This is a genomic window from Raineyella sp. W15-4 (assembly GCF_033170155.1).
Classification (GTDB): domain Bacteria; phylum Actinomycetota; class Actinomycetes; order Propionibacteriales; family Propionibacteriaceae; genus Raineyella.
Genome location: NZ_CP137079.1, coordinates 3,739,651 through 3,765,422, shown reverse-complemented (window position 1 = coordinate 3,765,422; position 25,772 = coordinate 3,739,651). Strand labels below are relative to the sequence as shown.

Here is a 25,772-nt window from a genome sequence, read left to right as displayed (position 1 = left end):
AGATTAGTGCCCACCCCGACCGGGAAGGGCATCGAGGATCTCTTGGGTCTGGGGCGGGATGGCTGGCGGGATCGTGATGGTCTGGGTGCCGGTGTTGATCACGGCTGATTGCAGGGGTCGGAGGGTCTGGAGGAACTTCTTGATCGTGATCCCGGTCCGGGCCTGGATCGTGCGGGCGATGGCGAGGGCGGCGAACACGATGGTGAGGTGGGCCTCGATCGAATCGCGGGTCCGGTGGTAGATCGGGCGGGCGGCCAGGTCACTCTTGGCCATCCGGAACGACGCCTCGACGTGCCACAGGTCCCGGTAGGCCGCCACGACCGCCGCACCGTCCTGCAACTCCGGGGACAGGTTGGTCACGTAGCCCTTGAAGCCCTCGGCGGCGCGGGCCCGCTCGACCAGCCCCCAGTCCACGCCCTTGGTTGCGCCCTCCAGCTTCACGAAGCGGTGCTTGCCGACAGGTGCTTTGCCGGCGGCGATCTTCTCGGCCCGTTCGATCTGCTTGTTCAGAGTCTGCCGGTCCCGCCGGGCCCGGGTGGCGAGGTAGTGCCAGACGACCCGGCGGTCGCGGCGGTCCTGGCCGGTGCCCATCGGGCGGGTGACCTCGAACGTCGCATCGTCGGGCAGGTAGTTGCCGTGGGCTTCGAAGTGGTCCTCCAGTTCGGCCGGCGCTTTCGATTGACGGGCGGCGACGATGAAGGAGAACCCGGCGTCCTCCAGCGCGTTCAGGTTTGCCGCCGAGAGCATGCCGGCGTCGGCGACCACGACCATGTCGGTGACCTGGTGGCGGGCCTGGAACGCTTCGACGACCGGTAGCAGGGTCGTGGTCTCGGCCTTGTTTCCCTCGAACACGTGCAGGTCGAGGGGGAAGCCGGAGGGGTCGACGAGCAGCCCGACGGTGATCTGGGGGTCGACGCGGCGTTCCTTGGACATGCCGACCCGCCGGAGCGCGTCCTCGTTCTCCGCCTCGAAGTAGAGCGTGGTGACGTCATACATGACCAGCGCGACCGCGCCACGAGCGCTGACATGGCCCCAGCAGACGCGGGCGAGTTGGTCACGGTAGTCCCGCTCGTTGATCCGGGGCAGGGTCCGTTTGATCGTGCTCAACGAGGGCGCGGCCACGCCCAACCCGTCCAGCACGCGGATCGAGTCCAGTTTCGAGGTCGGTTCCACGATCCGGGCCAGGACCAGCTGGCGGAAGCATTCATCGTCCAGCACGTCGAATCCGAGGTGGCCATAGACGCCGACCAGCGCCTCCCACAACACGGTCGAGGCGGTCGACTGGACCACGGCCTGGCCCGGCGGACGCCCGGCCGCCTCCCAGCCCAGGTCGAGCTCGTCCTGCCCCTGCGACAGTCGTTCGCGGGCGAGCTGCAACAGCAACTCGAGTTCAGCCTCGTCATGGGCAGAGCCGATGTGGTCAATCCCCAGGCGCTGCTTGCCACGCTTGTGCACGATCTGCACAGCCGTCGCCCCGGAGGCGGTCTTCACCTTCCGCACGAACGACCCCACCCCGACAGGCTACCGAGGTACTTCTTAGTGCACACTTCGCGAGACGGAAGCCCTAGTCAAAGCCAAGTACGTCCGAGAATTCTGGCTACCTGAACCAACTCGGGCCTGCTGGTCCCGCCGCGCCCGGCCGGCGAGGTAGTGCCAGACGACGCGGCGGTCGCGGCGGTCCTTCCCGATGCCCATCGGCCGGGTGACCTCGAACGTCGCCCCGTCGGGCAGGTAGTTGCCGTGGGCCTCGAAATGGGACTCCAGCTCGGCCGGTGCCTTGGATTGCCGGGCGGCGACGATGAAGGCGAGCCCGGCGTCCTCCAGCGCGTTCAGGTTCGCCGCCGACAACATCCCCGCGTCGGCGACGACCATGTCGGAGACCTGGTGGCGGGTCTGGAACGCCTCGATGACCGCCAGCAGCGTCGTCGTCTCGGCCAAGTTGGCCTCGAACACGTGCAGGTCCAGGGGGGAAGCCGGCCGGGTCGGCCAGCAGCCCGACGGTGATCTGCGGATCGACGCGGCGTTCCTTGGACATGCCGACCCGCCGGAGCCCGTCCTCGTTCTCGACTTCGAAGTACAGCGTGGTGACGTCATACATCACCAGCGCGACGGCAGCCCTGGCGGTGACGTGGGCCCAGCAGGCCGTCGCGAGCTGGCCGCGGTAGTCCCGGTCGTTGATCCGGGGCAGGGTCCGTGTGATCGTGCTCAAGGACGGCGCGCTCGCCCCGAGGCCCTCCAGGACACGGATCGAGTCTGGAGTGTTCCCGATAAAGTGGACGGAAATTTAGCCGGCAAGTTCGTAGAGGTGTCTGTATCCTAGTTCGTATTCTGCTGGTGTCAAGTATTTCAGGGTGGAGTGCCGTCGGGTGCGGTTGTAGTATTCCTCGATCCAGCTGAAGGTTCGCTTCTTCAAGGTCTTCAGGTCGGGCCAAGGGCGGGTGTGGATGAGTTCTTTCTTGTAGGTCGCGAAGAAGGATTCCGAGACGGCGTTGTCGTAGCAAATGCCCGTCCTGCCAACCGATCGACGAATATTGTTCTTTCGGCAGAACGTCGCGAATTCGTGTGACGTGTACTGAGTTCCGCGGTCACTGTGGAAAATTACACCAGGTGACGGGCTGCGGTGGGTGAGAGCCATTCTGAGAGCATCGGTGACGAGCGAGGTTCTCATGTGTGCATCGAGCGCCCATCCGACGACTCTGCGTGAATACAGGTCGATGACGGTCGCCAGATAGGCCCATCCGTTCCAGGTCTTGATATAGGTGATGTCGCCGCACCATTTCTGGTTCGGCCGCTCGGCGGTGAAGTCGCGGCCGACCAGGTCGGGAGCCGGCACCGGGTGCTCGCCCGCCACGGTGGTGCGTTTCCAGGCCCGCGGGTGGCGTCCCTGCAGGCCGGCGGTGCGCATGAGGCGCCAGACCCGCTTGCGGGAGACCCGGTGGCCTGCCGCGGCAAGCTCGGCGTGAATGCGCCGCACACCCGGATTGCCGTCCAGGGTCGCGAAACAACCCCGGATCAGCTCGAGCAACACCACGTCGGTGCGGTGACGTCGCGAGGGCTGCGCGCCGACCCATTTGTAGTATCCCGACCGTGACACCCCGAGCTGCTCACACATGAACACAACAGAGAGCGACTCTGTCGCGGCCCAATCCGCGATAGCAGCGAAGATCACCGCTGGTCTTTCGCGAACCAGGCCGCTACTTTTTTTGCGAACTCCGCCTCCATACGCAGCCGCTTGTTCTCCTCGCGGAGACGCTCGAGTTCGGCTCGCTCGTCGGTGGTGAGCTCGCGGTCGGGGACCTTGCCCTCGTCTCGTGCCTTCTTCACCCATTTCCCCAGGGTCATCTCGTGGACGCCGATACTGCGAGCAACATCAGCGTTCGTTCTGCCATCATTGATGACCAATGCTACCGCGTTCGCCTTATACTCATCAGTGAAGCGCCGCCGGGTCGATCCCATAATCTGGTTCCCTTCAAGTCAGGAACCCGCAGATAAACTCCCTTGTCCACCAAAACGGGAACGGTTCAAGTCGAGTTTCGAGGTCGGTTCCACGACCCGGGCCAGGACCAACTGGCGGAAGCACTCATCGCCCAGCATGTCGAACCCGAGTCCGTCATAGACCCCGACGAGGGCGTCCCACAACACGGTCGAAGCAGTCGATTCGACCACGGCCTGGCCCGGCGGGCGACCAGCGGCATCCCAGCCCAGGTCCAGCTCGTCGTGGCCGGCGGCCAGCCGCTCACGGGCGACCTGCAGGAGCAACTCGAGCTCAGCTGCGTCGTGGGCAGAGCCGATGTGATCGATCCCGAGGCGCTGCGTGCCGCGCTTGTGCACGATCTGCACCGCGGTCGCCCCGGACGTGGTCTTCACCTTCCGCACGAACGACCCCACCCCGACAGGCTACCGACAGGACTTCTTAGTGCACACTTCCCGACACGTTTACCACGAGGGCCGAGGCCATCCACGGCGTGACCGGCTGGATCGAGAACGCCTACAACCGGACCCGGCGACACTCCGCCCTGGGCATGCAGTCACCGGTAACCTTCGAACAGCAGCACACCACCGCGGCCCTGGAAGCCGCATCACCCGATGTCCACCAGACGGAGTCAACCCCACCGGTGGCACAAGGCAGGTTTGACGAACCCGAGGTTCCGTATGTACGGTGTACGTACACGGAAGGGAATGGTTATGTCCGAGATCACGGCGAGCAACGCCAAGAGCCAACGTATCAATCTGCGTGCCACCGAGCGTCAGGAAGCCCTGCTGCGGCGGGCTGCTGAAGCTACTGACCACTCGCTGACGGACTTCATCCTGGGGAGCGCGGTGGACCAGGCCGAGCGCGTGCTGGCCGACCGGCGGTGGTTCACGGCGACGGACGACCAGTTCGCCGAGTTCCTGCGACTCCTCGATGCACCGTTGCCTTCCACCAGCAAGTTCGACCGTCTGTTTGCCCGCCGGTCGCGGTTCGCAGATGACGCCGGCTGAACCCAGGCGATGGTAGTTGACTTCACTGCGCCGAGGAAGCTCGAACGATCCGACGTCCGGGCCGCCTTCGCCAGCGGTGCCGACGAGCTCGATGAGTGGCTGACGAAGTATGCATGGCAGAATCAACAGGCGAACAATGCCGTCACGTACGTCATCACCGCCGGCGGACGCGTGGTGGGTTACTATGCGGTGGCGATGGCGGCCGTCGCCAAGCTCGACGCTCCCGGCGAGTTGCAGCGGGGACGTCCCTCGCAGATTCCCTGCATTCTCCTGGCACGACTGGCGGTGGACCGCTCCTGCCAAGGAGAAGGGCTGGGCTGGGAACTGCTGAGGGACGCCCTCCTGCGTGCCGTCGTCCTCAGCGACAGCATCGGTGCGGCAGCCGTTCTTATCCATTGTCGGGATGAGGCCGCCAAGCAGTTCTATCTGCGCAACGGCGACTTTCTCCAGTCACCCGTCGAGGACCTCCACCTGATGGTGCCCGTCAAGGCTCTGAGGCGCTACGTCGACTGATCGGCTGCTGCATGCAGCCGTTCCAGCCAAAGACCGATCGGCTCGAGATTCACCTCGGGTCCGCCTCGGAGAGCCTGGACAGGATCCCAGAGCCACACGGCGTCGGACACCAGCGGCGAGGAGATCTTCGCGGCCCACTCCTGAGCCGACTGGGTGTGTCCGTCGAACAGCTCACACACAGCCATGTTCGCGAAGATGAGTGTGCGTGCGGGCTCAGCCGAGGCGTCAAGGAGTTTCAGGACGCGTCTGGACTCTGCGCGGTCTGTCGGAATGGAACAGAACGCGTACGCAAGCTCGAACTGAGGACTGCTCGGACATCCCTCGTAGGCGCGACGTGCCAAGGTACGGGCCGCATCGAGCTGCCCGGCTCGCAGCATTAGTGCCAACGAGGGCACGAGGTCCTCGGCCATCGTGTCCCCGTCGACCTCTGTATGAGCCTCGGGCGTGTGAACCTGGTGGCAGAGCTCCTCGACCACCATGTCCTCGACACAGACGCGCTCCTCGAGGATGGCAGGATCTACTCCCGCCCGTGCGCAGGTCTTGCCGGGCATCCGAATATACGCAAGCTCCCACTGAAGGCTGGCAGGGGACCATTCGCTCAGGTAGGTGCGCGCAAGACGGTCGCAGACCCAACGAGTCGCGTCTTTGCCACCCGGAAACACCAGTTCGTCCGGCCCTGGGCGTACCGCCAAGAAGTCACTGATCTTCCAACTGACGAGGTGCCCGACCGCAGCTGATCGGAGCCACTGCCGGGCCGAGTCCGCCAAGGACAGGGGCAGCACCGCCTGCCCCGTCCAGGTCGTTGTGAGGTCATTGCCGTCGAGTGCCGGTTCCGCGTCCAGCAGGTCAACCCAGCCGCGGAGGAATGCCGGCACGTCATCTCTGGTCAGAGAGCCATCTCGCTCCGCAAGCCAGAAGGCAGTGGCGTCGCGAAGTATCCTGCGCCTCAGATCTCGCCCAAACCCAGTCCGGAGGACCGCGTCCGGTGACAAACCCCGTTCGCCGAGGCGCGCCAGCGCGCTCGTGATGGTGATCGACCGCCACAACCAGTCAATGTTCGGCGGAGTCAGGACGCGATCGAGAACCGTCCGGAGGAGCTCGGACGTGCTCCACGTCGAACTGGGCTCCTCCGTCCGCTTGGACAGTACGCTCCCACTGGCATCGAATCGGGCAGCACACGCTGCCGCGGCGTTCTTTTGCGCTTGCGCATCCAGTGCATCCAGGCAAGCCCCGGTGTGATCGCACATCGCGTGGCCGGATTCGCAGCATTGACCAGCGAACAGCTCAAGCGCGGTGATGATCAGGGCCTCTTGGCGGTTCTGCGGGCTCATGAGATGTCGAGCACATGCATGCCCATCCCCCCATCGGCGTTGCTCGCGGGGCCACGTGTGTTTTCCCCCAGAGCTCACGATAGCGGTCCGGTGGCGTCGCCATCACGCTACGCCCCCGTGCGCCATTCTGATGTGCGGTGATTGCGGGCCTTCGGTATCCGGGGCAGTCCGGGAGCTGAAGTAGCCAAGCCCCGTGGAGTGGCGTCTCTTGGCGCCGGCCCTCGGGGTCCCTGATATCAGACGCAGTCGGTCCCCGGCAGCTCGCGCGTACGGAATCGTATGAGATCGGTTGACTGGCCTCGACAGGAGACATGTGGGCGCTACGTTCGCTGTGTCCAGCGCCGTTCACGGCACAGGCCGGGCGCGGTAGCCGCGATGCTCCCGTAGGCCGGCTGACGGGTCGGCGGAATCGATCGAATTGTGCCCCGATGCCCAACCGGTCACTGCTCCAGCCGCCAAGACGACGGCTGGGAACTCCAGCGTGTGATCGACAAAGGAATGAACGGCAGCGGCCGTCCATGCTGCGGTCGCAAGCAGTGTGACAGTAGAAGAGCTTTGGGTGACCAGCGCGAAACCCACAGCCAGGATGGCGGTGAAGAGCCCGACGCCAATCAGTCCGGTTTCGGCGCCGATCTGCAGGATCGAGCAGTGCGCCATGGTGAGGTCTGGATTCTTGGCAAGCGCGCTGAATCGACGGAACGAGCCGAGACCCGACCCGATCACAGGATTGTGCGACCAGAGCGTGAGTGCGTCCCGCCAGAGCACGTGCCGGGCTGGACTCAGACCGTAGGTCGCTATCGGAAGCCACGACCTGCTGCCGGCGCCGAGGATGACGGCTGCAGCGGATCCGACGACGGCCACCGCCCCGAGCGTCACCGGCCACCACCGTCGACGCACTCCCCGCGCCACCGCCACCCAGATGGCAGCCAGTAAAGGAATGGAGATGATCATCGCGGCCCGGCAGTCCGTCGCCACCAGCGCCACGGCTGCCAGGAGTGTGCCGGCGAGCAGCAGGCGGCGCCGCCCACCTCGCGCGTTCACGGCCATCAGCCCCGTGAGAGCCATCAACTGGACGATCAAGGCGGCGTTGGAGTTGGCGTACCCCAGCGGGCCACCCGCTGGCCCGCCCCGCACCACCACGTCCAACGTCACGTACGCCACGATCCCGACCAGACCGACTGCGACAGGTCCAGGATCGGCCCGCACCAGTCGTCGCCCCACCACGACGCCCAGCACGGCGATCACCGGCGAGACGAGATAGGGAGACAGCGGCTGCACCGGGCGATGGTTGAGCAGGGTCGTCGTGACAGCCCACACCATGAACGCTGCCAGAAGCAGGAGGCCGGCCCTGTCCAGGCGGCTGAGACTGCTCCAGGTCTCTCGCCGCGGCACTCGGCTCAACACCCACGCTGCGACAGAGCGTGGGTCAGCTCTGCTGTCTGAGGGTTGTCCCACCCCGTTCTCCGAGGGCGGTTTCTGACCGTTGATCGTTGCTGCGCCGGTGATGTCACGGTTCATAGGGCGCCTCCAGAGGGGCTTGAGCACGTCGGGCCGAAGCTACCACGGGGCGGGGGACAGGCCATCGGGGCGAGTTTCTCGCGGTGCCGGACCGGGTGGCCCTGATCCGCCTCATGACGCCCGCGGATCGATGACTGGCGGAAGTCGTCCGGCATTCACCGCAGCCGGTCGACCTGAACTTCTGTCGGTGCTCGACGGCCGCATTTCCGTCGGCTACAGCGAAGTACGCACCTGACCTGTTTGCTTCGAATGCCCGCGGTCAGACGCGTACGACGACCGCCGGGATACCGCGAGCCTCCACCAGGGTGGTCAGATCGTCGGGATCACTGGTGAGGATCTGGTCGCCGGATTGTGAAAGCACGGCCACCAGTTCGGCCGCGATGCGACGCCCCATGGCGAGGAGTCCTGCGGTACGGCGATCAGCCCGTTCGATAGCGATGAGGGCCCCGGCATCCAGGACGAATCTCATGCGGCGGCGTCTGGGTCACGAGGTTCGGCGCGGACCGTCGCCGGCGGAACATACGGAACGCCCGCCTCCGCGGCCAGCGCGCGCAGTTCGTCCTCGGAGAACTCACCGTGCTCGGCCTGGTACTCAGCCAGCCAAGCATCGATCAGCCGGCCACGCAGCCAAGAGGCCAGCGCGTCGCTGACGACGCTGGAGAAGGACCGGTGGTCTTCATCAGCACCGGATGTGGCCAGTTCGCCGGCGAGCTGAATGCCTGGCGAAGGAGCTGCTCGCCTGCCCCGGGCCGGCCCGACGGTGGAGACGTCAGTCACTCCCGAAGAGATCCCGGGTGTAGACCTTGTCGGCCACGTCGGCGAGCTTCTTGGACCGCCGGTTGGCGACGATCACGTCCGACCGGCGCTTGAAGTCCTCCAGGTCGCTGACGACCTCGCTGTGGAAGAATGTGTCCTCGTCGTACAGCGGCTCGTAGAGCAGCACCGTGATGCCCTTGGCCTTGATCCGCTTCATGATCCCCTGGATGGAGGACTGGCGGAAGTTGTCCGAGCCGGCCTTCATCGCCAGCCGGTAGATGCCGACCGTCCGCGGTTCCCGGGCGATGATGTCGGCGGCGATGAAGTCTTTGCGGGTGGAGTTCGAGTCGACGATCGCCTGGATCAGCGTCTGCGGCACCTGGTCGTAGTTCGCCAGCAGCTGCTTGGTGTCCTTGGGCAGGCAGTAGCCGCCGTAGCCGAAGGAGGGGTTGTTGTAGTGCGTCCCGATCCGCGGGTCGAGACCGACGCCCTCGATGATCTGCCGGGTCGACAGGCCGAACCGGGAGGCGAAGGTGTCGACCTCGTTGAAGTACGCCACTCGCATGGCGAGATAGGTGTTGGCGAAGAGCTTGATCGCCTCCGCCTCGGTCGCCCCGACCAGCAGCACCGGGGTGTCCTCGTCCAGCGAGCCCTCCACCAGCAGCCCGGCGAAGCGATCGCCCTCGGGGGAAGGATCCGCCACGATGATCCGGGACGGATGCAGGTTGTCGTAGAGGGCCCGGCCCTCGCGGAGGAACTCGGGGGAGAAGAGGATCGTCTGGTCCGGGAACTCGGTGCGCACCCGCTCGGTGAAACCGACCGGGATCGTGGACTTGATCACGATCACCGTGTCCGGCGAGATCTCGGCGATCTGGGCGATCACCGACTCGACGATCGAGGTGTCGAAGAAGTTCGTCTGCTCGTCGTAGTTCGTCGGTGCGGCGATCACCGCGAAGTCGGCACCTGCGTACGCCGCGGCCGGGTCGGTGGTGGCGCACAGGTCGAGCTCACGGTGGGCGAGGTAGTCCTCCAGCTCGGCGTCGACGATCGGGCTGCGGCGGGCGTTGACCTGGTCGACGCGTTCCGGGTTGATGTCGAGGGCCACCACCGTGTGGTGCTGGGCCAGCAGGACGGCGTTCGCCATCCCGACGTACCCGAGTCCGCAGATCGCGATCTTCATCGTCTGTGCTGTCCCCCTGCATCGGTTTGGTCAGGCCCGCGGGCCCGTCGCCCGGACGTACGTGGTGGTCCGCTGGGGCGCCTCGGCCGGTGGGCACGGTGGCGGGAGCGCCACCACGGTGAGTCTAGTCGGCACCGGCTCTGCCGCAGCCCGCCGGGGCGGAGGCCGGGACTCCCGACACCCCGTCGGTCGTGCGGAGTTCCTGTCGGCAGGGCACACAATTCTGGCCCGGCGCGACTGGTAGCGTCGGGTCCATGGAGGCCGTCCACACATCCCCGATCGCGTTCTCCACCCCTCGGCTCGAACTACGTCGTATGGTACACGCCGACCTCGACCATCTGGCTGAACTTTATGCCGAAGTCTATGCGGTGCCGTCGGTGCGGCGCTTCCTTCGTGCCGAAGCGCTGGCGGCTGGTGCGGGAGCCCCGTCGTTGGACGGGACTCGTGCCCAGCTGGCTGCCATCGAACGGCACTGGGGGACGTACGGCTTCGGGCACAGTGCGGTGATCGAGCGGGCCACCGGCGACTTCATCGGCCGGGTCGGGCTGCAGGTCCACGAACCATGGGACGACATCGAGCTGGATGTCGTCATCGCCCCGGACCGGCAACGCCGCGGCTACGCCACCGAGGCGGGTCGGGTCTGGGTCGACTGGGCGCGCCGGGCCGGCCTCGCCGAACGCCTGGTGGCCGTCATCCACCCTCGCCACGAGGCGGCGCTGCGGACCGCCCGGGCGCTGGGCTTCCTCCCCGATCCGGGATCGCCGCCGGCCTGGGCCGGGGATCGCACCGTGCACCGGCTCGCGCGGGTGCCAGAGGCTGCGGGCTGCTGAGCGGCAGGGCCGGAGCGCGGGAGAACCGGCCGGAACGGGACGGCGGGTCACAGGGGTCCCGGAGACTGCTAGATTCCTAGGTATTAGGTAAGCTTTACAGTTGTAAAAGGAGAGATTATGGCAAGCTCGGCCCAGACCTCCGTGGCCTCCGCCTCGGCCGTGCTCCTGTCGATCCGGAGACTCGGCCCGGCGCTGCGGCAGGATCTCGTCCGCGACACCGGTCTGAGCACCGCGACGGTCGCCCGCACCGTCACCGGTCTGGCAGCGGCGGGACTGATCCGCGAACGTCCCGACCTGCTCCCGCCCGGCGCAGTGGGCCGACCGTCCGTGCCGGTCGAGGCGGACGGCCGGCAGCACGCCGTGCTCGGCATCCACCTCGGCCAACGAGTGATCACCACCGCCCTCGCCGCGCCGGACGGACGGATCCTGGTCACCGGCCGCCACCCGGTCGACCCGTCCCATCGGCCGGTCGACCCGATCGAGATCGCCGGCCGGGCACTGCGCCGCGCCGCCGCCCGGTTCCCACGACACCGCGTGCTCACCATCGGCGTGGTCGGCCCGTGGGGCGACCTCCCCTGGGACCCAGAGGACCTCCGCGGCCGGCTGCACCGCGCCACCGGGCTGCCGGTGGCCGTGGCCGACCATGTCGCCGCGCTCGCCGGCGCCGACCTGCTGAACGCCGCGGACCGTCCCGACGGCTCCACGCTGTATCTCTACGCCCGCGACACGATGGCCTTCGTCGTCGCCTCCGACGGCCGGCTCCCCGACGACGGCAAGGTCGGGCGACTGACCCATCTGCCGACCGGCAGCGCGGTGCCCTGCGGCTGCGGCGCCGTCGGCTGCCTCGGCGTGACGGCGGGGGACCGGCACCTGGCCCAGCGGGCCCACCGCGACGGGATCGTGGCCCGACCGTCCATCGACGCGGTGGTCGCGGCCGCCCAGGACGGGGACAGGGCCGCGCTCGCCCTGCTGCGGGACCGGGCGACGGTGCTCGGCCGGGCGACGGCGGTCGTCGGCGACATGTTGCACCCCGACCGGATCGTCCTCGCCGGCCAGGCCTTCACCGGCTTCCCCCGCACCTTCGGTGAGCTGGTGACGGCCTTCCGGGCGACCAGCACCCTGCTGCCGGAACCCTCCTTCGCCTGGATGGGCGCCGGCGTGCAAGCCGTGGCGGCCACCTCCTGCGCCCTGCGCCACCTGTACGCCGACCCGCTGCGGATCGTCGCGTCCGCGTCCGCCTCTGCCCATCGCCGGTCACGCGTCGCCTGACGGCGACCCGTTCGACGCGACCAGCCGGGTGCTGCCGCTCCCTGACCGCGAGAACGGGCGGTAGCCGCGCTCAGATACCCAAGAGCCCAGCGATGAGGCCAGCAGCGTTCGCCGCTCCAGCGCGGCGGAGCGCCGCGAGCGTAGAGTCGTTGGTCGCGCCAGGGAACCTCGACACCGCGAGCCGATGCGCTGCCAGCATCCCCTCCGCGAACTCGGTGACAAGAAGCGATATCAGGGCGTCCGAGGACATGAGCTGGACGCCGACTTCCTCCATCGAGTCGGTCGGGAAGTCTTTGAGGTTGTCGGTGCAGAGCACGTCGGCATCGACGGCGACGGCAGCTGCGAGCACATGCCGGTCGTCCTCGTCCGGCAGCGTCAGCTCTGCGACGGTCCTGGCGGCGCCGTCGTCCGGCCCCACCTCGGCCGCGGGAAAGGCACTGTTCATTGCGGTGACCAGCCGTGCCCCGGCTGCCGCGTCGAACCCGGCGATGTTCTCGGTCAGGTGTTCGGCGACCTCGGCGAGGATCTCCGCGCTCCATCGGATCTCCAGAACGCCCTGTGTCGCCGCATACAGCAGGTAATCCCTGAGCACGCGGGAGTAGAGCACGTTCGCGTCGGCCAGGACAACGCGAAGTGGCGGGTGATCCCCGGCCTCGGCGAGGGTCACTCGAAAAGACCCAGTTCGTTCTGCAACTGGGACAGCTCCTCCATGCCCTTTGTCATCTGCTCCCGCTCCCATGTCCTGAACGCCTCGATGGACTCGATCGGGATGCGGTGATGCGCACCGACCATGCGAAAGCCCAGTTTGCCCTCGTCCATGAATTTGCGGACCTGGGGGCGAGAGACGCCCAGCAAAGCCGCCGCCTCGGCGGGAGTGACCTCTGCATGGCCGTGCGTGACGACGATGCGCTGGCCGCGAGAACGGGCGTCCACCATTCGCGCCAGCCACTCTGCGGTCTCTCGGGAGACGGTGACTTTGACCTCATCGCCCTTGCTGTCGAGTGCGCGGTGCAGCGCGTCAGCGTCGCGAGTCAGGACATCAGTCATCTCACACCTCCATCTGCTCCAAGTGAAACAACTGTAGCGGGTCAGGGCGTTGCTGACCGAGCTGCATACGAGCGGTGTGCCAGCGGACAGGCACAGGGAAGACCTATAGGAGCTCTGAGGGACACTGGACACTGACTTCCCGGCCCCCCGCGCGTCGGTCGGTCCGCACTGATCAGCTGGTCACGATCTCCCGGTACTGGCTGCGTTCGTACAAGGACGGATCCGGCACCGACGCCGCCGACATCGAGCCGCGCAGCTGGTCCACCGACGCGTAGTCGTGCTCGGCGAGCCAGTTCCGCAGCCCGGCCAGCATCGCCGTGATCGCGGCCGGACCGTCCTGGATCACCGCCGCGGTCGTACACGCCACGTCCGCCCCGACCAGCAGCGCCTTGGCGACGTCCTCCCAGCCGTGCACGCCACCGGTCGCGGCGAGGCCGGTGCTCGGCAGTTGGGCGCGGAGGATGCTGAGCCAGCGCAACGCGATCCGCAGGTCCGCCGAGCCGGACAGCGCCAGCCGTGGCGTGACGGCCAGCCCCTCCAGGTCGATGTCGGGGGCGTAGAACCGGTTGAACACCACCAGCCCGTCCGCTCCGGCCCGGCTGGTCGCCCCGGCGAACTGGGCGAACGACGAGTAGTAGGGGGACAGTTTCACCGCCAGCGGGATGTCCAATGAGGCGCGTACGGACGAGATGACCTCGAGCTGGCGCGCCTCCACCTCGGCGGCGGACTCGGTGGGGTCTGCCGCGACAGTGTAGAGGTTGAGCTCCAGGGCATCCGCCCCCGCCGCGGCCATCATCGTCGCGTAGCGCTCCCACGATCCGTGCCGGGTGGCGTTGAGCGAGCCGATCACCGGGATGTCCAGCGCCGCCTTCGCCCGCTCGAGCAGCCGCAGGTGCCGGTCCGCCCCCAGCTCGGGCAGCTCGATGGTCGGCAGCGGCCCGGCGGTGAACTCGGCGAAGTCGTCGCCGGCCTCCATCGCGTCCACCAGCCGCAGCTCCTCCGCCAGCACGTCCTCCTCGAACAGGCTGGGCAGCACCACGGCCGCGGCTCCGGCCTCCTGCAGCGACAGCAGCGAGTCGACGGTGCGGGTGAGTGGACCGGCCGAGGCGATCACCGGCCCGCTCAGCGGCAGGCCGAGGTAGCTGGTGGCGAGGACGGGCTCGGTGGTCATCGGTCGCTCCCTTCGTCGTGGGTGGTTCGGGCGTCGTGGGTGGTTCGGTCGCCGGTCTCATCGTCGGGGTGGGCGCCGTTCACGACGGTCCGCTCCATCCCGGCCAGTTGGGAGTAGTAGCGCCAGCGTTCGTCCGCATCGGACTGGGCCAGCGCGGCCAGTTCCGCGGCCCGCTGCGGGTCAGAGCGGGTCAGCATGGTGAACCGGGTCTCGCCGCGCATGAAGTCGGTGACCGGCTTCGTCGGCGCCTTCGAGTCCAGGTGCAGCGGATGCCCCTCGCCGGCCGTGTCCGGCCGGAACCGGTAGAGGGGCCAGTAGGCGCTGGCCACCGCGTCGGCCTGGTGGGTCATCGACGTCTCCATGTCGATGCCGTGGGCGATGCAGGTGCTGTAGGCGATCAGCAGCGACGGCCCGTCCCAGGCCTGCGCCTCGAGCATCGCCCGGATCGTCTGCTGCTGGTTCGCGCCGATCGCCAACTGGGCGACGTAGACGTTGCCGTACGCCTGGGCGAGCAGGCCGAGATCCTTCTTCGGGCGGGCCTTGCCGGAGGCGGCGAACTTCGCCGCGGCCGCCCGCGGGGTCGCCTTCGAGGCCTGGCCGCCGGTGTTGGAATAGACCTCGGTGTCCAGCACCAGGATGTTGACGTTACGGCCCGAGGCGAGCACGTGGTCCAGACCTCCGGAGCCGATGTCGTACGCCCAGCCGTCGCCGCCGATGATCCACACCGTCTTCTCGACCAGTTCGTCGGCCAGCAGGGCCAGCCGGCGGGCCACCGGGTCGTCCTGGTGGGCGGCCAGCAGCCCGCGCAGCCGGGTCACCCGGGTGCGCTGCTCCGCGATCCCCGTTTCGGACGACTGGTCGGCCTCCAGCAGCCCGTCGGTGAGTTCGTCGCCGAGCAGGTCGCGGCGCAGCGCGACGAGCCGGCGGGCCTCGGCGTGCTGCTGTTCCCAGGCCAGCCGCATGCCCAGGCCGAACTCCGCGTTGTCCTCGAACAGCGAGTTCGACCAGGCCGGCCCCCGGCCCCGCGGGTCCTGGGCGTACGGCACCGTCGGCATGTTCGCCCCGTAGATCGAGGAGCAGCCGGTGGCGTTGGCGATGATCATCCGATCGCCGAAGAGCTGGGTGAGAGTACGGATGTACGGGGTCTCCCCGCAGCCGGAGCAGGCCAGCGAGAACTCGAACAGCGGCTGCAGCTGGGCGGCGCCCTTCACCTGGTCGTGGCGCACCAGCGCGCGGTCGATCTCCGGGATGCCGAGGAAGAACTCGAAGTTCGCCCGCTCGACCTCGCGGTGCTCGCGGGCCGGCTCCAGGTTGATCGACTTGTGCTTGACCTCGGTCTTCGACCGGGCCGGGCAGATGTCGACGCAGATCCCGCAGCCGGTGCAGTCGTCGGGGGCGACCTGGACGATCAGCCGGTGGTCCTTCAGCGTCCGGTCCTTGTACGGCTTGGACTGCAGCGTCGCCGGGGCACCCTCCAGCGCCGCCTCGGGCATCACCTTGACCCGGATCGCGGCGTGCGGGCAGGTGATCGCGCATTTGCCGCAGTCGATGCAGATGCTCGGGTCCCAGATCGGGATCTCGGAGGCGATCGCCCGCTTCTCCCACTGCGAGGTGGCGGTCGGCCAGGTGCCGTCCACCGGCAGCGCGGAGACCGGCAGCTCGTCGCCGCGGCCGTGCAGCATCGCCTGGGTGACCCGCTTGACGAAGTCCGGCGCCTGTGCGGGCACCGGGCGCTGGCGGTGCTCGGTGCTGGTCACCGCGCCGACCGGCAGTGGCGCCAGGTGCTCGACCGCGGCGTCGATCGCCTGGTGGTTGCGCTCGATCACGGTGCGGCCACGCTTGGCGTAGGTCTTCTCCACCGACGCCTTGATCGCCGCGATCGCCTCCTCCGGCTCCAGCACCCCGGACAGGTAGAAGTAGCAGGTCTGCATGATCGTGTTGATCCGCTTGCCCATCCCGACCTCACGGGCGACCGCCTCGGCGTCGACGACGTACGGCGTCAGACCGCGGTCGACGATCAGCTGCTGCACCTCCACCGGCAGCCGGTCCCAGGTGCCGTCGGGGCCGTACGGCGAGTTGAGCAGCACCGTCGCGCCCGTCCGGGCGATGTCGAGGGTGCGCATCGCCGACAGCAGGCCGAACTGGTGCACGCCGACGAAGTTCGCCTCCTGCACCAGATAGCTGGAGCGGATCGGCTCGCGGCTGAACCGCAGGTGGGACACCGTGGTGGCGCCGGACTTACGGGAGTCGTAGACGAAGTAGCCCTGGGCCCACCGGCCGGGCAGCTCGCCGAGGATCTTGACGGTGTTCTTCGACGCGCCGACGGTGCCGTCGGAGCCCAACCCGTAGAACACTGCGGCCCGGCCCACCGCCGGCAGCTCGAACGTCGGGTCGACGGTCAGCGACAGGTGGGTGACGTCGTCGGTGATGCCGACGGTGAACCGCCGCTTCGGCGCGGGCGCGGCCAGCTCGTCGAAGACGGCCTTGGCCATCCGGGGGTCGAACTCCTTGCTGGACAGGCCGTAGCGGCCGCCGATGACGCGAGGGTGACTACGGTCGGCGCTCGGCAGACCCTCGGCCAGTGCGGTGAGGACGTCGGCGAGCAGCGGTTCGGCGGGCGCCCCGGCCTCCTTCGTCCGGTCCAGCACGGCGATCCCACGGACCGTCGGCGGCAGTGCCGCGAGGAACGCGTCGACCGGGAACGGCCGGTAGAGCCGGACGGTGACCACGCCGACCTTCTCGCCGCGGGCGTTGAGCTCGGCGGCGGTCTCGGCGAGGGTGCCCGCGGCCGACCCCATCACCACGACCACCCGGTCGGCATCGGGGGCGCCGGTGTACTCGACCAGGTGGTAGGCCCGGCCGGTCAGCGCGGCGAACTCGTCGAACACCTGCTGCACCGTCGCCGGCACCGCGTCGTGGAACGGGTTCGCGGCCTCGGCGGCCTGGAAGAAGGTGTCCGGGTTCTCCGCGGTGCCGCGGATGGTCGGATGGTCCGGGGAGAGCCCGCGGGCCCGGTGCGCCGCCAGGTCCTCCTCCCGCACCAGGGACCGCACCGCGTCGTACGGCAGCAGGTCGATGGTGGTGATCTCGTGCGACGTACGGAACCCGTCGAAGAAATGGACGAACGGCACCCGGGAGCGCAGCGTCGCCGCGTGTGCCACCGCCGCCAGGTCCTGGGCCTCCTGCACCCCGCCGCTGCACAGCATCGCCCAGCCGGTCTGGCGGACGGCCATCACATCGGAGTGGTCGCCGAAGATGCTCAGCGCGTGCGTCGCGACCGCCCGGGCCGCGACGTGGATCACCGCCGGGGTCAGCTCGCCGGCGATCTTGAACATGTTCGGGATCATCAGCAGCAGGCCCTGCGACGCGGTGAACGTCGTCGCCAGTGAGCCCTTGGTGAGCGCGCCATGCAGCGCGCCGGCCGCGCCGCCCTCGGACTGCATCTCGATCACCTCGGGCACCTGCCCCCAGAGGTTCGTACGACCCTGGGCCGACCACTGGTCGGCGAGCTCGCCCATCCCGGAGGAGGGGGTGATGGGGTAGATCGCGATGACCTCGCTGACCGCGTGCGCGATCCGGGCGACCGCCTCGTTGCCCTCGACCGTGGCGTGGACGATCTGTTCCTCGGTCCGAGCCTCGACGTGTTCCTGGGCCACGTGCTCGGCCCGGCCCTTGGTCACGTGCTCCTGGTCTCCCATCGGTCCGGTCACCGACCCTCCTACGACGCTTTGTAGGACATTGTCTCACGGGTCGGGAGCCGGCGGGTGGGGTCGGCGGGTTCGGGGGTCTTACAAGCTTTATCGACCTTTACCAGGATCAGATAAAGTTCGATGCCCGAACACGGCTATGCGGCATTCACCGTGGCCCAGAGCCTGCGCCGGGGTCGGGCGATGGTGATGCCGCTATGCCCCCAGGGGTATCTTTGCCGTGATGTGATCAAGTCGTGACGTGGGTTAAGCCGTGATGCGGACAAGTCGTGACGTGGGTCAAGAGGCCATGCCCGGGGTTGGAGGGTCGACGAGGATGGAGACCATGAGCAGCAACGTCATCACCTGCCCATCGTGCGGCACCCGCAACCGGGTGCCGGCCGCCGCCAAGGGCGTCCCGCAGTGTTCCCAATGTCATCAGCCGCTGCCGTGGATCGCCACCGCCGATGACGAGACCCTCCAGCGGGTGATCGAGTCCTCGACGGTGCCGGTCGTCCTCGACCTCTGGGCGCCGTGGTGCGGCCCGTGCCGGATGGTGTCGCCGGCGCTCGAGACCTTGGCCCGGGAGCGGGCCGGGCGATTGAAGCTGGTCAAGGTGAACGTCGACAATGCGCCGCGCACCCAGGCCAGGTACGCCGTGCAGTCGATCCCGACGTTGTTGATCTTCGACAAGGGCAAGCAGCTGGCCCGGCAGACCGGTGCGCTGCCGCTGAACCGGCTGCGCGCCTGGCTGGACCGGTCGCTGAAGGGCTGACCCACGCGGCCGGAGGCGGGTGTCCTCAGACTGCGGCATCGGCATCGGCATCCGGGGCCGGGTGGCCTCGGGTGCGGCGTCTTCGGGTCCAGCGTCCTCAGGCCGACGTGGTCGCCCGTCCGGCGCGGGTGACCGGGGCCGGGAAGTAGTGCTCCTCCTGGACGTCCGTGGCGGCGTCGACGAGCGTCGCGAGGGCCTCGGCGTCCGAGCCGGTCCACCGCTCGGTGCGACTCGCGGTGAACTCGCTCCACGACCGGACCCGGAACTGCTCCCGGAACCGGTCGGCGGATTCGGCCGATCGCTCGAGGCTCGGAGACCGCCCCGGTCCGGCGGCGGCTGTCGCGGACCCGATCGGCGGCGGCGAGGAAGGCCTCCTGCGCCCCCGCGGGCACGGTGTAGGTGATGGCGACGGTGACCCGGACCCGGACTGGACCAGGAACCACTGGGCGGCGACGGTCTGCATCCACCCGCCGACATTCGAGCCGAGCTGGGCGAGCCAGAGCGTGCGGAACACCGGCCGCCGCAACGGGGCCCAGGCGGACACCTGCGCCGCGCTGTCCTGCACTGCCGCCATCGCACTCTCCCGCCGATCCGGTCCGCCCGTGTTGTTGTCCTGCGGCGCCCGTGCCGTCTGTTCCGCTCGTGCCGTCTGTCCCGCCCGTGCCGTTTGTCCTGCGCTTGCTGCCTGTCCTGCGCCGGCGTGCTCTGTCCCGCTGCTGCCGGGGTTTCGCCTCCGCTGCCCCCGGGTCAGCCACCGCACCGGGGTCCCCCGTACAGAGCGAAGTGCCCGGTCGTACGACCCACCCGAGGTCCGGTCGCTCGGTAGACTGGCTCCACAGCCGTCCGTGGAGGACCTCATGGAGACCGTCCGCCCGCCGGCAGTGGCCGGCACCTTCTACCCCCGGGACCGGGACGCCCTCGCGACGATGATCGCCCGGTTGCTCTCCGACGCCCGCGCCGAGCTCCCCACGGGGGCCGATCGGGGGCCGGTGCCGAAGGCGTTGATCTCCCCGCACGCCGGTTACGTCTACTCCGGACCCACCGCCGCCCGCGGCTACGTACGCCTCGAACCGGCCCGCGACACCGTCCACCGCGTCGTCCTGCTCGGGCCGGTCCACCACGTGCCGATCCGGGGTCTCGCGTTGCCCGGTGCGACCGCACTGCGGACCCCGCTGGGGGACGTGCCGGTCGAGGTGCCGCCGGTGCTCGGCGGCTTTCGCCAGGTCGGCACCGACGCGGAGGCGCATCGCTGGGAGCACTCGCTGGAGGTGCAGCTGCCGTTCCTGCAGACCGTGCTGGGCGAGTTCACCGTGGTGCCATTGGTCGTCGGACAGGTCACCCCGACCGCGGCCGCCGAGGTGATCGAGGCGCTGTGGGGCGGGCCGGAGACGGTCGTGGTGGTGAGTTCCGACCTGTCGCACTACCTGCGCTACGCCGCCGCGAACGGGGTCGACGTCGCCACCGTCTCGCGGATCCTGGCGCTGGAGGGGCCACTGGAGTCCCGTCAGGCCTGCGGCGCCTCGCCGGCGAACGGGCTGCTCGACTTCGCCCGGCGTCGTGGCCTGCACCCGGTGCTGTACGACCGGCGGACCTCGGGCGACACCGCCGGTGACAAGGACCGTGTGGTGGGCTACGCGGCGATCGGCTTCCAGGAGGCGCAGCCGGGGACCGGGGCCGCATGACCGGCGGATCCGACGACCGGTCGGCGGGCGGGTCCGCGGCCGACGCGGACCCGGGGCGCAGGGTGCCGGAGCGCACGGTGCGGGACGAGACAGTGCCGGACGAAACAGTGCCGGCGGACGTGGTGCCGGACGATGCCGGTCAGCTGCTACTGCCGTTGGCGCGCCGCGCGATCGCCGAGCACCTGCGTCTCGAGGCGGGGACGACGGCCGGTGTCGAGGCCGAGTCCCCTGTGCCGGGGGGTCAGCGCGGGGACGTCGGCGTACCTCGGGCTCAGGTCCTCGACGAGCATCCGGGCTGGCTGGCCGCGCCCGGGGCGTCGTTCGTGACGCTGCGGATCGGCGCGGACCTGCGCGGCTGCATCGGCACCCTGGAGGCCTTTCGGCCGCTGGCCGAGGACGTCCGGCGCAACGCGGTCAACGCCGCCTTCCGTGATCCCCGGTTCGCCCCGCTGACGGCACAGGAGTTCGACCGGATCCGGATCGAGGTGTCGGTGCTGTCCGCCCCCGAACCCCTCGACGACGTACGGTCCGTGGCCGAGGCGGTCGCCCGGCTGCGGCCCGGCGTGGACGGGGTGATCCTCCGCTCGGGAGGGCACCGGGCCACCTTCCTGCCCCAGGTGTGGGAGCAGCTGCCCTCACCGTACGACTTCCTCGCCCGGCTGCGGCGCAAGGCCGGGCTGCGTCCCGGCTGGGACGGGCACACCCGGATCTCCCGCTACACCGTCCGGGCCTGGGAGGAGGAGTGAGCCTGCACACGCCCGGACAGCCCTTCCCCGCCCGATGGTGGCACGCCGACGGCGACGGCCGGCTGGTCTGCGACGTCTGCCCGCGGGCCTGCGCCTTGGCGGACGGGGAGGCGGGATCCTGCGCGGTCCGGGTCCGCGACGGCAACCGGATCGTGCTGACCACGTACGGCCGGGGGGCCGGGTTCTGCGTCGACGCGGTCGAACGCCGGCCGCTCTACCACTTCCTGCCCGGGACACCGGTGCTGTGCCTGGGCACCGCCGGCTGCAACCTGACCTGCCGCAGCTGCCGGGTGTGGCGGCCGGAGACCGTCGCCCGGGTCTCCGGGCTGCTCGAGGAGGCCTCCCCGCGGGCCGCGGCCGGCCTGGCGACCGAGTGGCGGTGCAGCAGCATCGCCTTCACCTACAACGACCCGGTGGTCTACGCCGAGTACGCCATCGCCGTGGCCCGGGCCGCCCACGTGGAGGGGCTGCGGACGATCGCGGTGACCGCCGGGTTCCTCGAACCCGCCGTCCGGCGTGATTTCTTCGGGGTGATGGACGCCGCGGTGATCGAGCTGAAGGTCTTCGACGAGGAGGCGCATCGGCGCTACGCCGGCGGCAGCCTGCACACCGTCCTGGAGACCCTGACCCATGTCGCGCACCGTCAGGGCACCTGGTTGGAGGTCAGCACGGTGTTGCTGCCGGGGCTGAACGACGATCCAGGCCAGCTCCGGGCGATGTCCACTTGGATCCGTCGCGAACTGGGCCCGGACGTGCCGCTGCACTTCACCGCACCGGTACCGGCGTCGCGCCGGACGGGATCACACCCCGGGTCGGGATCGCTGCCGATCCCTCCGGGCGACAGGGTCGGCCCGGCGCGGGCCCGCGAGATAGCGCTGGAGGCCGGGCTGCGCTATGTCTACGCCAGTCCCGCCGACGTCGTGGGTGGGTGTACCACCTGGTGCCCCTCCTGCGGCGCGGTGCTGATCGAACGCGGTTCGATGATCCGCCGCTACCGCCTCACCTCCGAGGGACGGTGCCCGGAGTGTCGTACGGCCGTGCCGGGGCTGTTCGGCGATCGCGCTGGCGAGGCCGGGGCACACCGGATCCCGGTGCGGGTGCCCTGACTGCGTGCCCTGACCGATGCGCTACCGAGCAATCGGGGCCTCCTGCCCTGCGGGTGGGTTTCGCCCGCGCGGTTGTGTCTGACTACCAGCACAGATGCGTGGGCGAAACGCATAACCCTGAGGCGGCAGAGGAAATGCGTCAGAGGAAACGCACACCCTCTAGCAGCGAAGACTGTTGTCCACAGAGTGCCTCGCCGATGCTCCCTCCGGGCCCAGGCGGACCCACACTCCGGGCATGAGACCGACCGCTCAGCCCTCCGACAGATTGTCGGAGATCATGCGCAGCCAACACGGCATCGTCACCGTCGCCCAGGCGCTCGAAGAGGGGCTGCCGTACGCCGCTGTGCGCAGACTCCTCCGAGCCGGTGCCTGGCAACGCCTGACCCAGGGCATCCTGCTGGCCCACGATGCTGAGCCCACGCTCCAACAGCTGTGTATCGCGGGGGTCATCCGCGGCGGCGCGGGATCCGCCATCGGGGGTTGGGCGGCCGCCGGAATGCTCGGCCTCAGGACAGAGAAGGAGCCGCCCCCGCTGATCGATGTCTGGGTGCCCGACGGGTGCAGCCGCCGCACGACCGGCAGGTGGCGCTTTCACCACGACGGCCAGCACCGCCTGGCCCGCGCCGCCGGGCGGCCGGCGACCATCCCGATCGGGCACGTGCTGTGTGACCTGTCGGCCGAGATGGCCCAAGGCGACATCATCGACCTGGTGACGCGGTGTCTGGGCACGGGGCTGACTGACGAGCGCGCCCTGATCGCCGTCGTCGAGCGGCGTACGCGGCTGCCCGGACGTACGTTCCTGCGGGACCTGCTCAACGACAGCGCCGGCATCCACAGCGTGCTGGAGTACAGGTTCGACGAGCGGGTGCTGGGGGCCCATGACCTTCCGGCCGCAACCCGTCAGGCATCGCGATCCGGCCATTTCCATGACCTGCTGTACGACGATTACGGCGTATTGGTCGAGCTCGACGGGCGTCTGGGGCATACCGGCAGCGGGAAGTTCCGCGACTTCCGGCGGGACAACGTCAGCGCCGTCAACGGTCTGGTGACGTTGCGCTTCGGCTGGGCCGATGTCGTGAACCGTCCCTGTGCCGTGGCCGCCCAGCTGGCTACCGTGCTGCGGCGCCACGGCTGGACGGGACGCCGGGCCTACTGCGAGCGCTGCCGCTGAGGGCGGCATCCCGACATTGACTCCGCAGGCGGGTTTCGCCCATGCACTTGTGCTCGACTACCAGCACAAGTGCGCGGGCGAAACGCGCAGGCGACGCAGATAGACCCGGGATCCGGGCCGACGCGGGTTACCGGTCGATACTGCTTGCCGCTACAGCTGTCGCGCTCTTTCCGAGGCGGCCACCACCGCTTCGATGAGTGCTGAGCGGAAGCCGGACCGCTCGAGTGCACGGACCCCCTCGATGGTGGTTCCGCCGGGGGAACAGACGGCATCCTTGAGCGCCCCGGGACGTTGTCCGGTGTCGAGGAGGAGTTTCGCGCTGCCGAGTACGGCCTGGGTGGCGAGACGCAGCGCGACGGGTCGTTTGAGGCCCTGCTGGACTCCTCCGTCGGCAAGGGCCTCGATGACGATGGCGATGTAGGCGGGGATTCCTCCGGAGAGGCCGGTGACGGCGTCCATGAGCTGTTCGGGCACCCATTCGACGAGGCCGATGGTGTCGAACCAGTGTTCGATGTCGCTGCGTTCGGTGTCGGTGATGGTGGCTGCCTCGGACAGGCCGAAAGCACCGGCGGCCACCTGCGCAGGAGTGTTGGGCATGATCCGGAGGAGGCGGGCCCCGGACGCGAGGTGCTCGGCGAGCGTGTCAGTGCTCCAGCCGGCGACGACAGAGAGCAGGGCTTTGCCGGCGAGGCTTCCAGCTGCCTGCTCGAGCGCACCGGCGGCATCCTGGGGCTTGACGGCGAGCAGGATGATGTCAGCGGCCCGACAGACGTCAGGGATGCCGCCGAGGATGCTGATCCCGGCGGCCTGCGCGCGGTGGCGCGCGGGCGCGGCGATGTCCCAGGCGACGATATCGCCGGCCGGGAGTGCGCCGTTGGTGACGAGGCCGGTGCCGATGGCGCCGCCCATCTGACCGAATCCGATGATGCCGAGGCGGTGACTCATGGCTCTCCTGTCCTCTCCCGTGAGTCAGCGAAGCTCGAGACGCCCGTGGGGCGTGTCGATGGTGGCGATGATGGTCGGGACGAGCCCGAGGCCGATCGGTGGGATGTCGCTCAGGCCGAGGCCGGCAAGGGCCCGGGCGAGCGTCTCGGGGCGGGGATGTTCGAACCGGAGTCCCGCGAGGGTGATGGTGCCGAGTCGCGGGTTCGTCGATGGGTGAGGAGTGGTTCCCCAGTCGATGAGGAAGGGCTGGAGGCCCCCCAGCGGCAGGTCGGGGTGGATGGCGACACTCCATTCGAGGACGGATCCGTCGGGAGCGTTGCGGGACCATTCCTCGACAGCCCCGACACGGATCCCCCTGGCGGTTGCCGTGGCGGTGATGCTGGTGAGGTTTCCGGGGTGGATCGCCCAGGTCGTGAGGTGCGGACGCGGGTCCGGTCCGTATCGGCCGACCCGGAACATCGTGGCATCGGCAGGGACGTAGGTCTGCGCATCGTCGAGGCCGAGGAGTTCGAGATAGGCGGGATTTCCGTCCCCTGCGTCGAGGCGGACGAGATAGTTCTTGGTGCCCTTGCCCGCGTGGACGCCGCCGAAGACCGGAGCCACCCCGGTGACGCGGGCGAACTCGTCGGCATAGTCGTCGATGTGGGGCACCAGGAAGACGAGATGATCGACAGGAAGCGTGGTCATGCTCTCTCTTTCTTTCCCGGTCGTGGGGTTCGCGTGGGCCTTGGCGCCTTCGGGGCCGTGAGGCCGTGCCTGGTGGCGGCCGCGGTCGTGGCGCCGCTCAGGGTCGTGGCGCCGGTGGCTCGTCACGGTCACCCCCGCACTGCCTTTCCGAGATAGGCCTCCTGGACCTGGGGGTTGTCGAGCAACTCGGCGGCCGCCCCGTGCAGCACGATCTCCCCGGTCGCCAGCACATAGCCCCGGGAGGCGATGGAGAGTGCGAGCTCGGCCTGCTGCTCGACGAACAGCACCGCCACGCCGAGCTCCTTGTTGATCCGTACGATCTCGTCAAGCACCTGGTCGACGAGCTTCGGGGACAGTCCCATCGTCGGCTCGTCCATGCAGACCAGCGTCGGACGGCTCATCAGGGCCCGGGCGAAGGCGAGCATCTGCTGTTCCCCGCCCGAGAGCGTGCCGGCCTCCTGGCGGCGGCGCTCGGCCAGGCGCGGGAAGTGATCCCGCATCCGCTCCAGGTCCTCGGCGATGCCGGCCTTGTCCCGCCGGGTGTAGGCGCCGGCGAGGAGGTTCTCGTCGACGGTCATCTGCGGGAACACCCGCCGTGCCTCGGGCACCGACGCGATGCCGGCCCTGACCCGATGGCTCGTCGAGGTGTGGGTGATGTCCTTCCCCTCGAAACGTACGGCCCCGGACCGCACCCGGACCAGCCCGAGGATGGTCTTCATCGTGGTCGACTTGCCGCTGGCGTTGCCGCCGAGCAGGGAGACGATCTCCCCTTGCCCGACCCGCAGTGTGTTGCCCCGCAGCGCGTGGAACGGGCCGTAGTAGACGTGCACGTCATCGAGGGCCAGCAGGTCGCTTGTGCTCACACTGGCTCCGTTCA

The 25,772-nt window shown here is 69.0% G+C and carries 27 protein-coding genes; 9 read left to right on the top strand and 18 right to left on the bottom strand.

The genetic code is table 11. From position 1 onward, the window contains the following. Positions 1–3 precede the first annotated feature (3 nt). From R0145_RS17420 to R0145_RS17400, 5 genes are all read right to left on the bottom strand, one after another. The gene (locus tag R0145_RS17420; protein ID WP_317838213.1) at positions 4–1,512 is read right to left on the bottom strand and encodes an IS1634 family transposase; all 1,509 of its coding nucleotides are present in this window, start codon (positions 1,510–1,512) and stop codon (positions 4–6) included. 24 nt (positions 1,513–1,536) lie between these two features. Next, positions 1,537–2,094, bottom strand: a complete 558-nt coding sequence (locus tag R0145_RS17415) for a transposase (RefSeq protein WP_317838212.1) — start codon at positions 2,092–2,094, stop codon at positions 1,537–1,539. 190 nt (positions 2,095–2,284) lie between these two features. Continuing rightward, positions 2,285–3,169, bottom strand: coding sequence for an IS3 family transposase (locus R0145_RS17410; protein ID WP_317838211.1), 885 nt, complete (start codon positions 3,167–3,169; stop codon positions 2,285–2,287). Then, positions 3,166–3,456, bottom strand: coding sequence for a transposase (locus R0145_RS17405; RefSeq protein ID WP_317838210.1), 291 nt, complete (start codon positions 3,454–3,456; stop codon positions 3,166–3,168). Before R0145_RS17405 ends, R0145_RS17410 begins: the two co-directional genes overlap by 4 nt. Before the next feature lie 18 nt (positions 3,457–3,474). Then, a complete protein-coding gene (locus R0145_RS17400) occupies positions 3,475–3,888 on the bottom strand; it encodes a hypothetical protein (RefSeq protein ID WP_317838209.1) in 414 nt (137 codons plus the stop codon). Positions 3,889–4,185: 297 nt separating this feature from the next. On the opposite strand from R0145_RS17400, the gene R0145_RS17390 reads away from it, so the two are divergent. Together R0145_RS17390 and R0145_RS17385 are read left to right on the top strand one after the other, a co-directional pair. Then, positions 4,186–4,482 carry a DUF1778 domain-containing protein gene (locus tag R0145_RS17390; protein WP_317838208.1) on the top strand — a complete coding sequence of 99 codons (297 nt, stop codon included), beginning with the start codon at positions 4,186–4,188 and terminating at the stop codon, positions 4,480–4,482. Between the two features lie 9 nt (positions 4,483–4,491). Further along, positions 4,492–4,995, top strand: a complete 504-nt coding sequence (locus R0145_RS17385) for a GNAT family N-acetyltransferase (RefSeq protein WP_317838207.1) — start codon at positions 4,492–4,494, stop codon at positions 4,993–4,995. Here the strand turns inward: R0145_RS17385 and R0145_RS17380 are convergent. The 5 genes from R0145_RS17380 to R0145_RS17360 all read right to left on the bottom strand — a co-directional run bounded on the left by R0145_RS17380 (position 4,983) and on the right by R0145_RS17360 (position 9,780). Then, the gene (locus tag R0145_RS17380; RefSeq protein ID WP_317838206.1) at positions 4,983–6,326 is read right to left on the bottom strand and encodes a hypothetical protein; all 1,344 of its coding nucleotides are present in this window, start codon (positions 6,324–6,326) and stop codon (positions 4,983–4,985) included. The genes R0145_RS17385 and R0145_RS17380 overlap by 13 nt on opposite strands. A gap of 345 nt (positions 6,327–6,671) precedes the next feature. Further along, positions 6,672–7,844, bottom strand: a complete 1,173-nt coding sequence (locus R0145_RS17375) for an O-antigen ligase family protein (protein ID WP_317838205.1) — start codon at positions 7,842–7,844, stop codon at positions 6,672–6,674. A gap of 259 nt (positions 7,845–8,103) precedes the next feature. Beyond that, positions 8,104–8,313, bottom strand: a complete 210-nt coding sequence (locus R0145_RS17370) for a hypothetical protein (protein ID WP_317838204.1) — start codon at positions 8,311–8,313, stop codon at positions 8,104–8,106. After that, positions 8,310–8,621 carry a hypothetical protein gene (locus tag R0145_RS17365; protein ID WP_317838203.1) on the bottom strand — a complete coding sequence of 104 codons (312 nt, stop codon included), beginning with the start codon at positions 8,619–8,621 and terminating at the stop codon, positions 8,310–8,312. The genes R0145_RS17370 and R0145_RS17365 overlap by 4 nt, the downstream gene beginning before the upstream one ends. Continuing rightward, positions 8,614–9,780, bottom strand: coding sequence for a nucleotide sugar dehydrogenase (locus tag R0145_RS17360; RefSeq protein ID WP_317838202.1), 1,167 nt, complete (start codon positions 9,778–9,780; stop codon positions 8,614–8,616). The genes R0145_RS17365 and R0145_RS17360 overlap by 8 nt, the downstream gene beginning before the upstream one ends. Positions 9,781–10,034: 254 nt before the next feature. Between R0145_RS17360 and R0145_RS17355 the strand changes: the two genes are divergently transcribed. Both R0145_RS17355 and R0145_RS17350 read left to right on the top strand, forming a co-directional pair. Continuing rightward, positions 10,035–10,610: a GNAT family N-acetyltransferase gene (locus R0145_RS17355; RefSeq protein ID WP_317838201.1), complete on the top strand. Its 576-nt coding sequence runs from the start codon at positions 10,035–10,037 to the stop codon at positions 10,608–10,610. A 117-nt stretch (positions 10,611–10,727) separates the two neighbouring features. Then, on the top strand, positions 10,728–11,879 hold the full coding sequence (locus tag R0145_RS17350; protein ID WP_317838200.1) for an ROK family transcriptional regulator: 1,152 nt from the start codon (positions 10,728–10,730) through the stop codon (positions 11,877–11,879). Positions 11,880–11,949: 70 nt separating this feature from the next. On the opposite strand, the gene R0145_RS17345 is transcribed toward R0145_RS17350, so the two are convergent. The 4 genes from R0145_RS17345 to nifJ form a co-directional block, all read right to left on the bottom strand. Then, positions 11,950–12,546, bottom strand: coding sequence for a PIN domain-containing protein (locus R0145_RS17345; protein WP_317838199.1), 597 nt, complete (start codon positions 12,544–12,546; stop codon positions 11,950–11,952). Then, a complete protein-coding gene (locus R0145_RS17340) occupies positions 12,543–12,926 on the bottom strand; it encodes a helix-turn-helix domain-containing protein (protein WP_317838198.1) in 384 nt (127 codons plus the stop codon). Before R0145_RS17340 ends, R0145_RS17345 begins: the two co-directional genes overlap by 4 nt. Before the next feature lie 172 nt (positions 12,927–13,098). Next, entirely contained in the window at positions 13,099–14,097 is a 999-nt protein-coding gene (locus R0145_RS17335; RefSeq protein WP_317838197.1) for a dihydroorotate dehydrogenase-like protein, read from the bottom strand. Next, positions 14,094–17,807: a pyruvate:ferredoxin (flavodoxin) oxidoreductase gene (gene nifJ, locus R0145_RS17330; protein WP_317838196.1), complete on the bottom strand. Its 3,714-nt coding sequence runs from the start codon at positions 17,805–17,807 to the stop codon at positions 14,094–14,096. The genes R0145_RS17335 and nifJ overlap by 4 nt, the downstream gene beginning before the upstream one ends. A 322-nt stretch (positions 17,808–18,129) precedes the next feature. Between nifJ and trxA the strand changes: the two genes are divergently transcribed. Then, entirely contained in the window at positions 18,130–18,558 is a 429-nt protein-coding gene (gene trxA, locus R0145_RS17325) for a thioredoxin (protein ID WP_317838195.1), read from the top strand. A gap of 97 nt (positions 18,559–18,655) precedes the next feature. On the opposite strand, the gene R0145_RS17320 is transcribed toward trxA, so the two are convergent. Next, positions 18,656–19,132: an MFS transporter gene (locus tag R0145_RS17320; protein WP_317838194.1), complete on the bottom strand. Its 477-nt coding sequence runs from the start codon at positions 19,130–19,132 to the stop codon at positions 18,656–18,658. A 283-nt stretch (positions 19,133–19,415) separates the two neighbouring features. Between R0145_RS17320 and amrB the strand changes: the two genes are divergently transcribed. The 4 genes from amrB (at position 19,416) to R0145_RS17300 (ending at position 23,263) form a co-directional block, all read left to right on the top strand. Beyond that, entirely contained in the window at positions 19,416–20,240 is an 825-nt protein-coding gene (gene amrB / locus R0145_RS17315; protein WP_317838193.1) for an AmmeMemoRadiSam system protein B, read from the top strand. After that, complete coding sequence (gene amrA / locus R0145_RS17310; RefSeq protein ID WP_317838192.1) at positions 20,237–20,986, top strand: AmmeMemoRadiSam system protein A; 750 nt, start codon at positions 20,237–20,239, stop codon at positions 20,984–20,986. The genes amrB and amrA overlap by 4 nt, the downstream gene beginning before the upstream one ends. Further along, positions 20,983–22,092 carry an AmmeMemoRadiSam system radical SAM enzyme gene (gene amrS, locus R0145_RS17305; protein WP_317838191.1) on the top strand — a complete coding sequence of 370 codons (1,110 nt, stop codon included), beginning with the start codon at positions 20,983–20,985 and terminating at the stop codon, positions 22,090–22,092. The genes amrA and amrS overlap by 4 nt, the downstream gene beginning before the upstream one ends. Positions 22,093–22,327: 235 nt before the next feature. After that, positions 22,328–23,263, top strand: a complete 936-nt coding sequence (locus tag R0145_RS17300; protein WP_317838190.1) for a type IV toxin-antitoxin system AbiEi family antitoxin domain-containing protein — start codon at positions 22,328–22,330, stop codon at positions 23,261–23,263. Positions 23,264–23,413: 150 nt separating this feature from the next. Here R0145_RS17300 and proC read toward each other — a convergent pair whose 3' ends face one another. The 3 genes from proC to R0145_RS17285 form a co-directional block, all read right to left on the bottom strand. Beyond that, positions 23,414–24,208 (bottom strand): pyrroline-5-carboxylate reductase, encoded by a 795-nt coding sequence (gene proC / locus R0145_RS17295; protein WP_317838189.1) that lies wholly within the window; start codon positions 24,206–24,208, stop codon positions 23,414–23,416. A gap of 24 nt (positions 24,209–24,232) precedes the next feature. Further along, the gene (locus R0145_RS17290; protein ID WP_317838188.1) at positions 24,233–24,895 is read right to left on the bottom strand and encodes a VOC family protein; all 663 of its coding nucleotides are present in this window, start codon (positions 24,893–24,895) and stop codon (positions 24,233–24,235) included. Between the two features lie 128 nt (positions 24,896–25,023). After that, positions 25,024–25,758 carry an ABC transporter ATP-binding protein gene (locus tag R0145_RS17285; protein ID WP_317838187.1) on the bottom strand — a complete coding sequence of 245 codons (735 nt, stop codon included), beginning with the start codon at positions 25,756–25,758 and terminating at the stop codon, positions 25,024–25,026. Positions 25,759–25,772 lie beyond the last annotated feature (14 nt).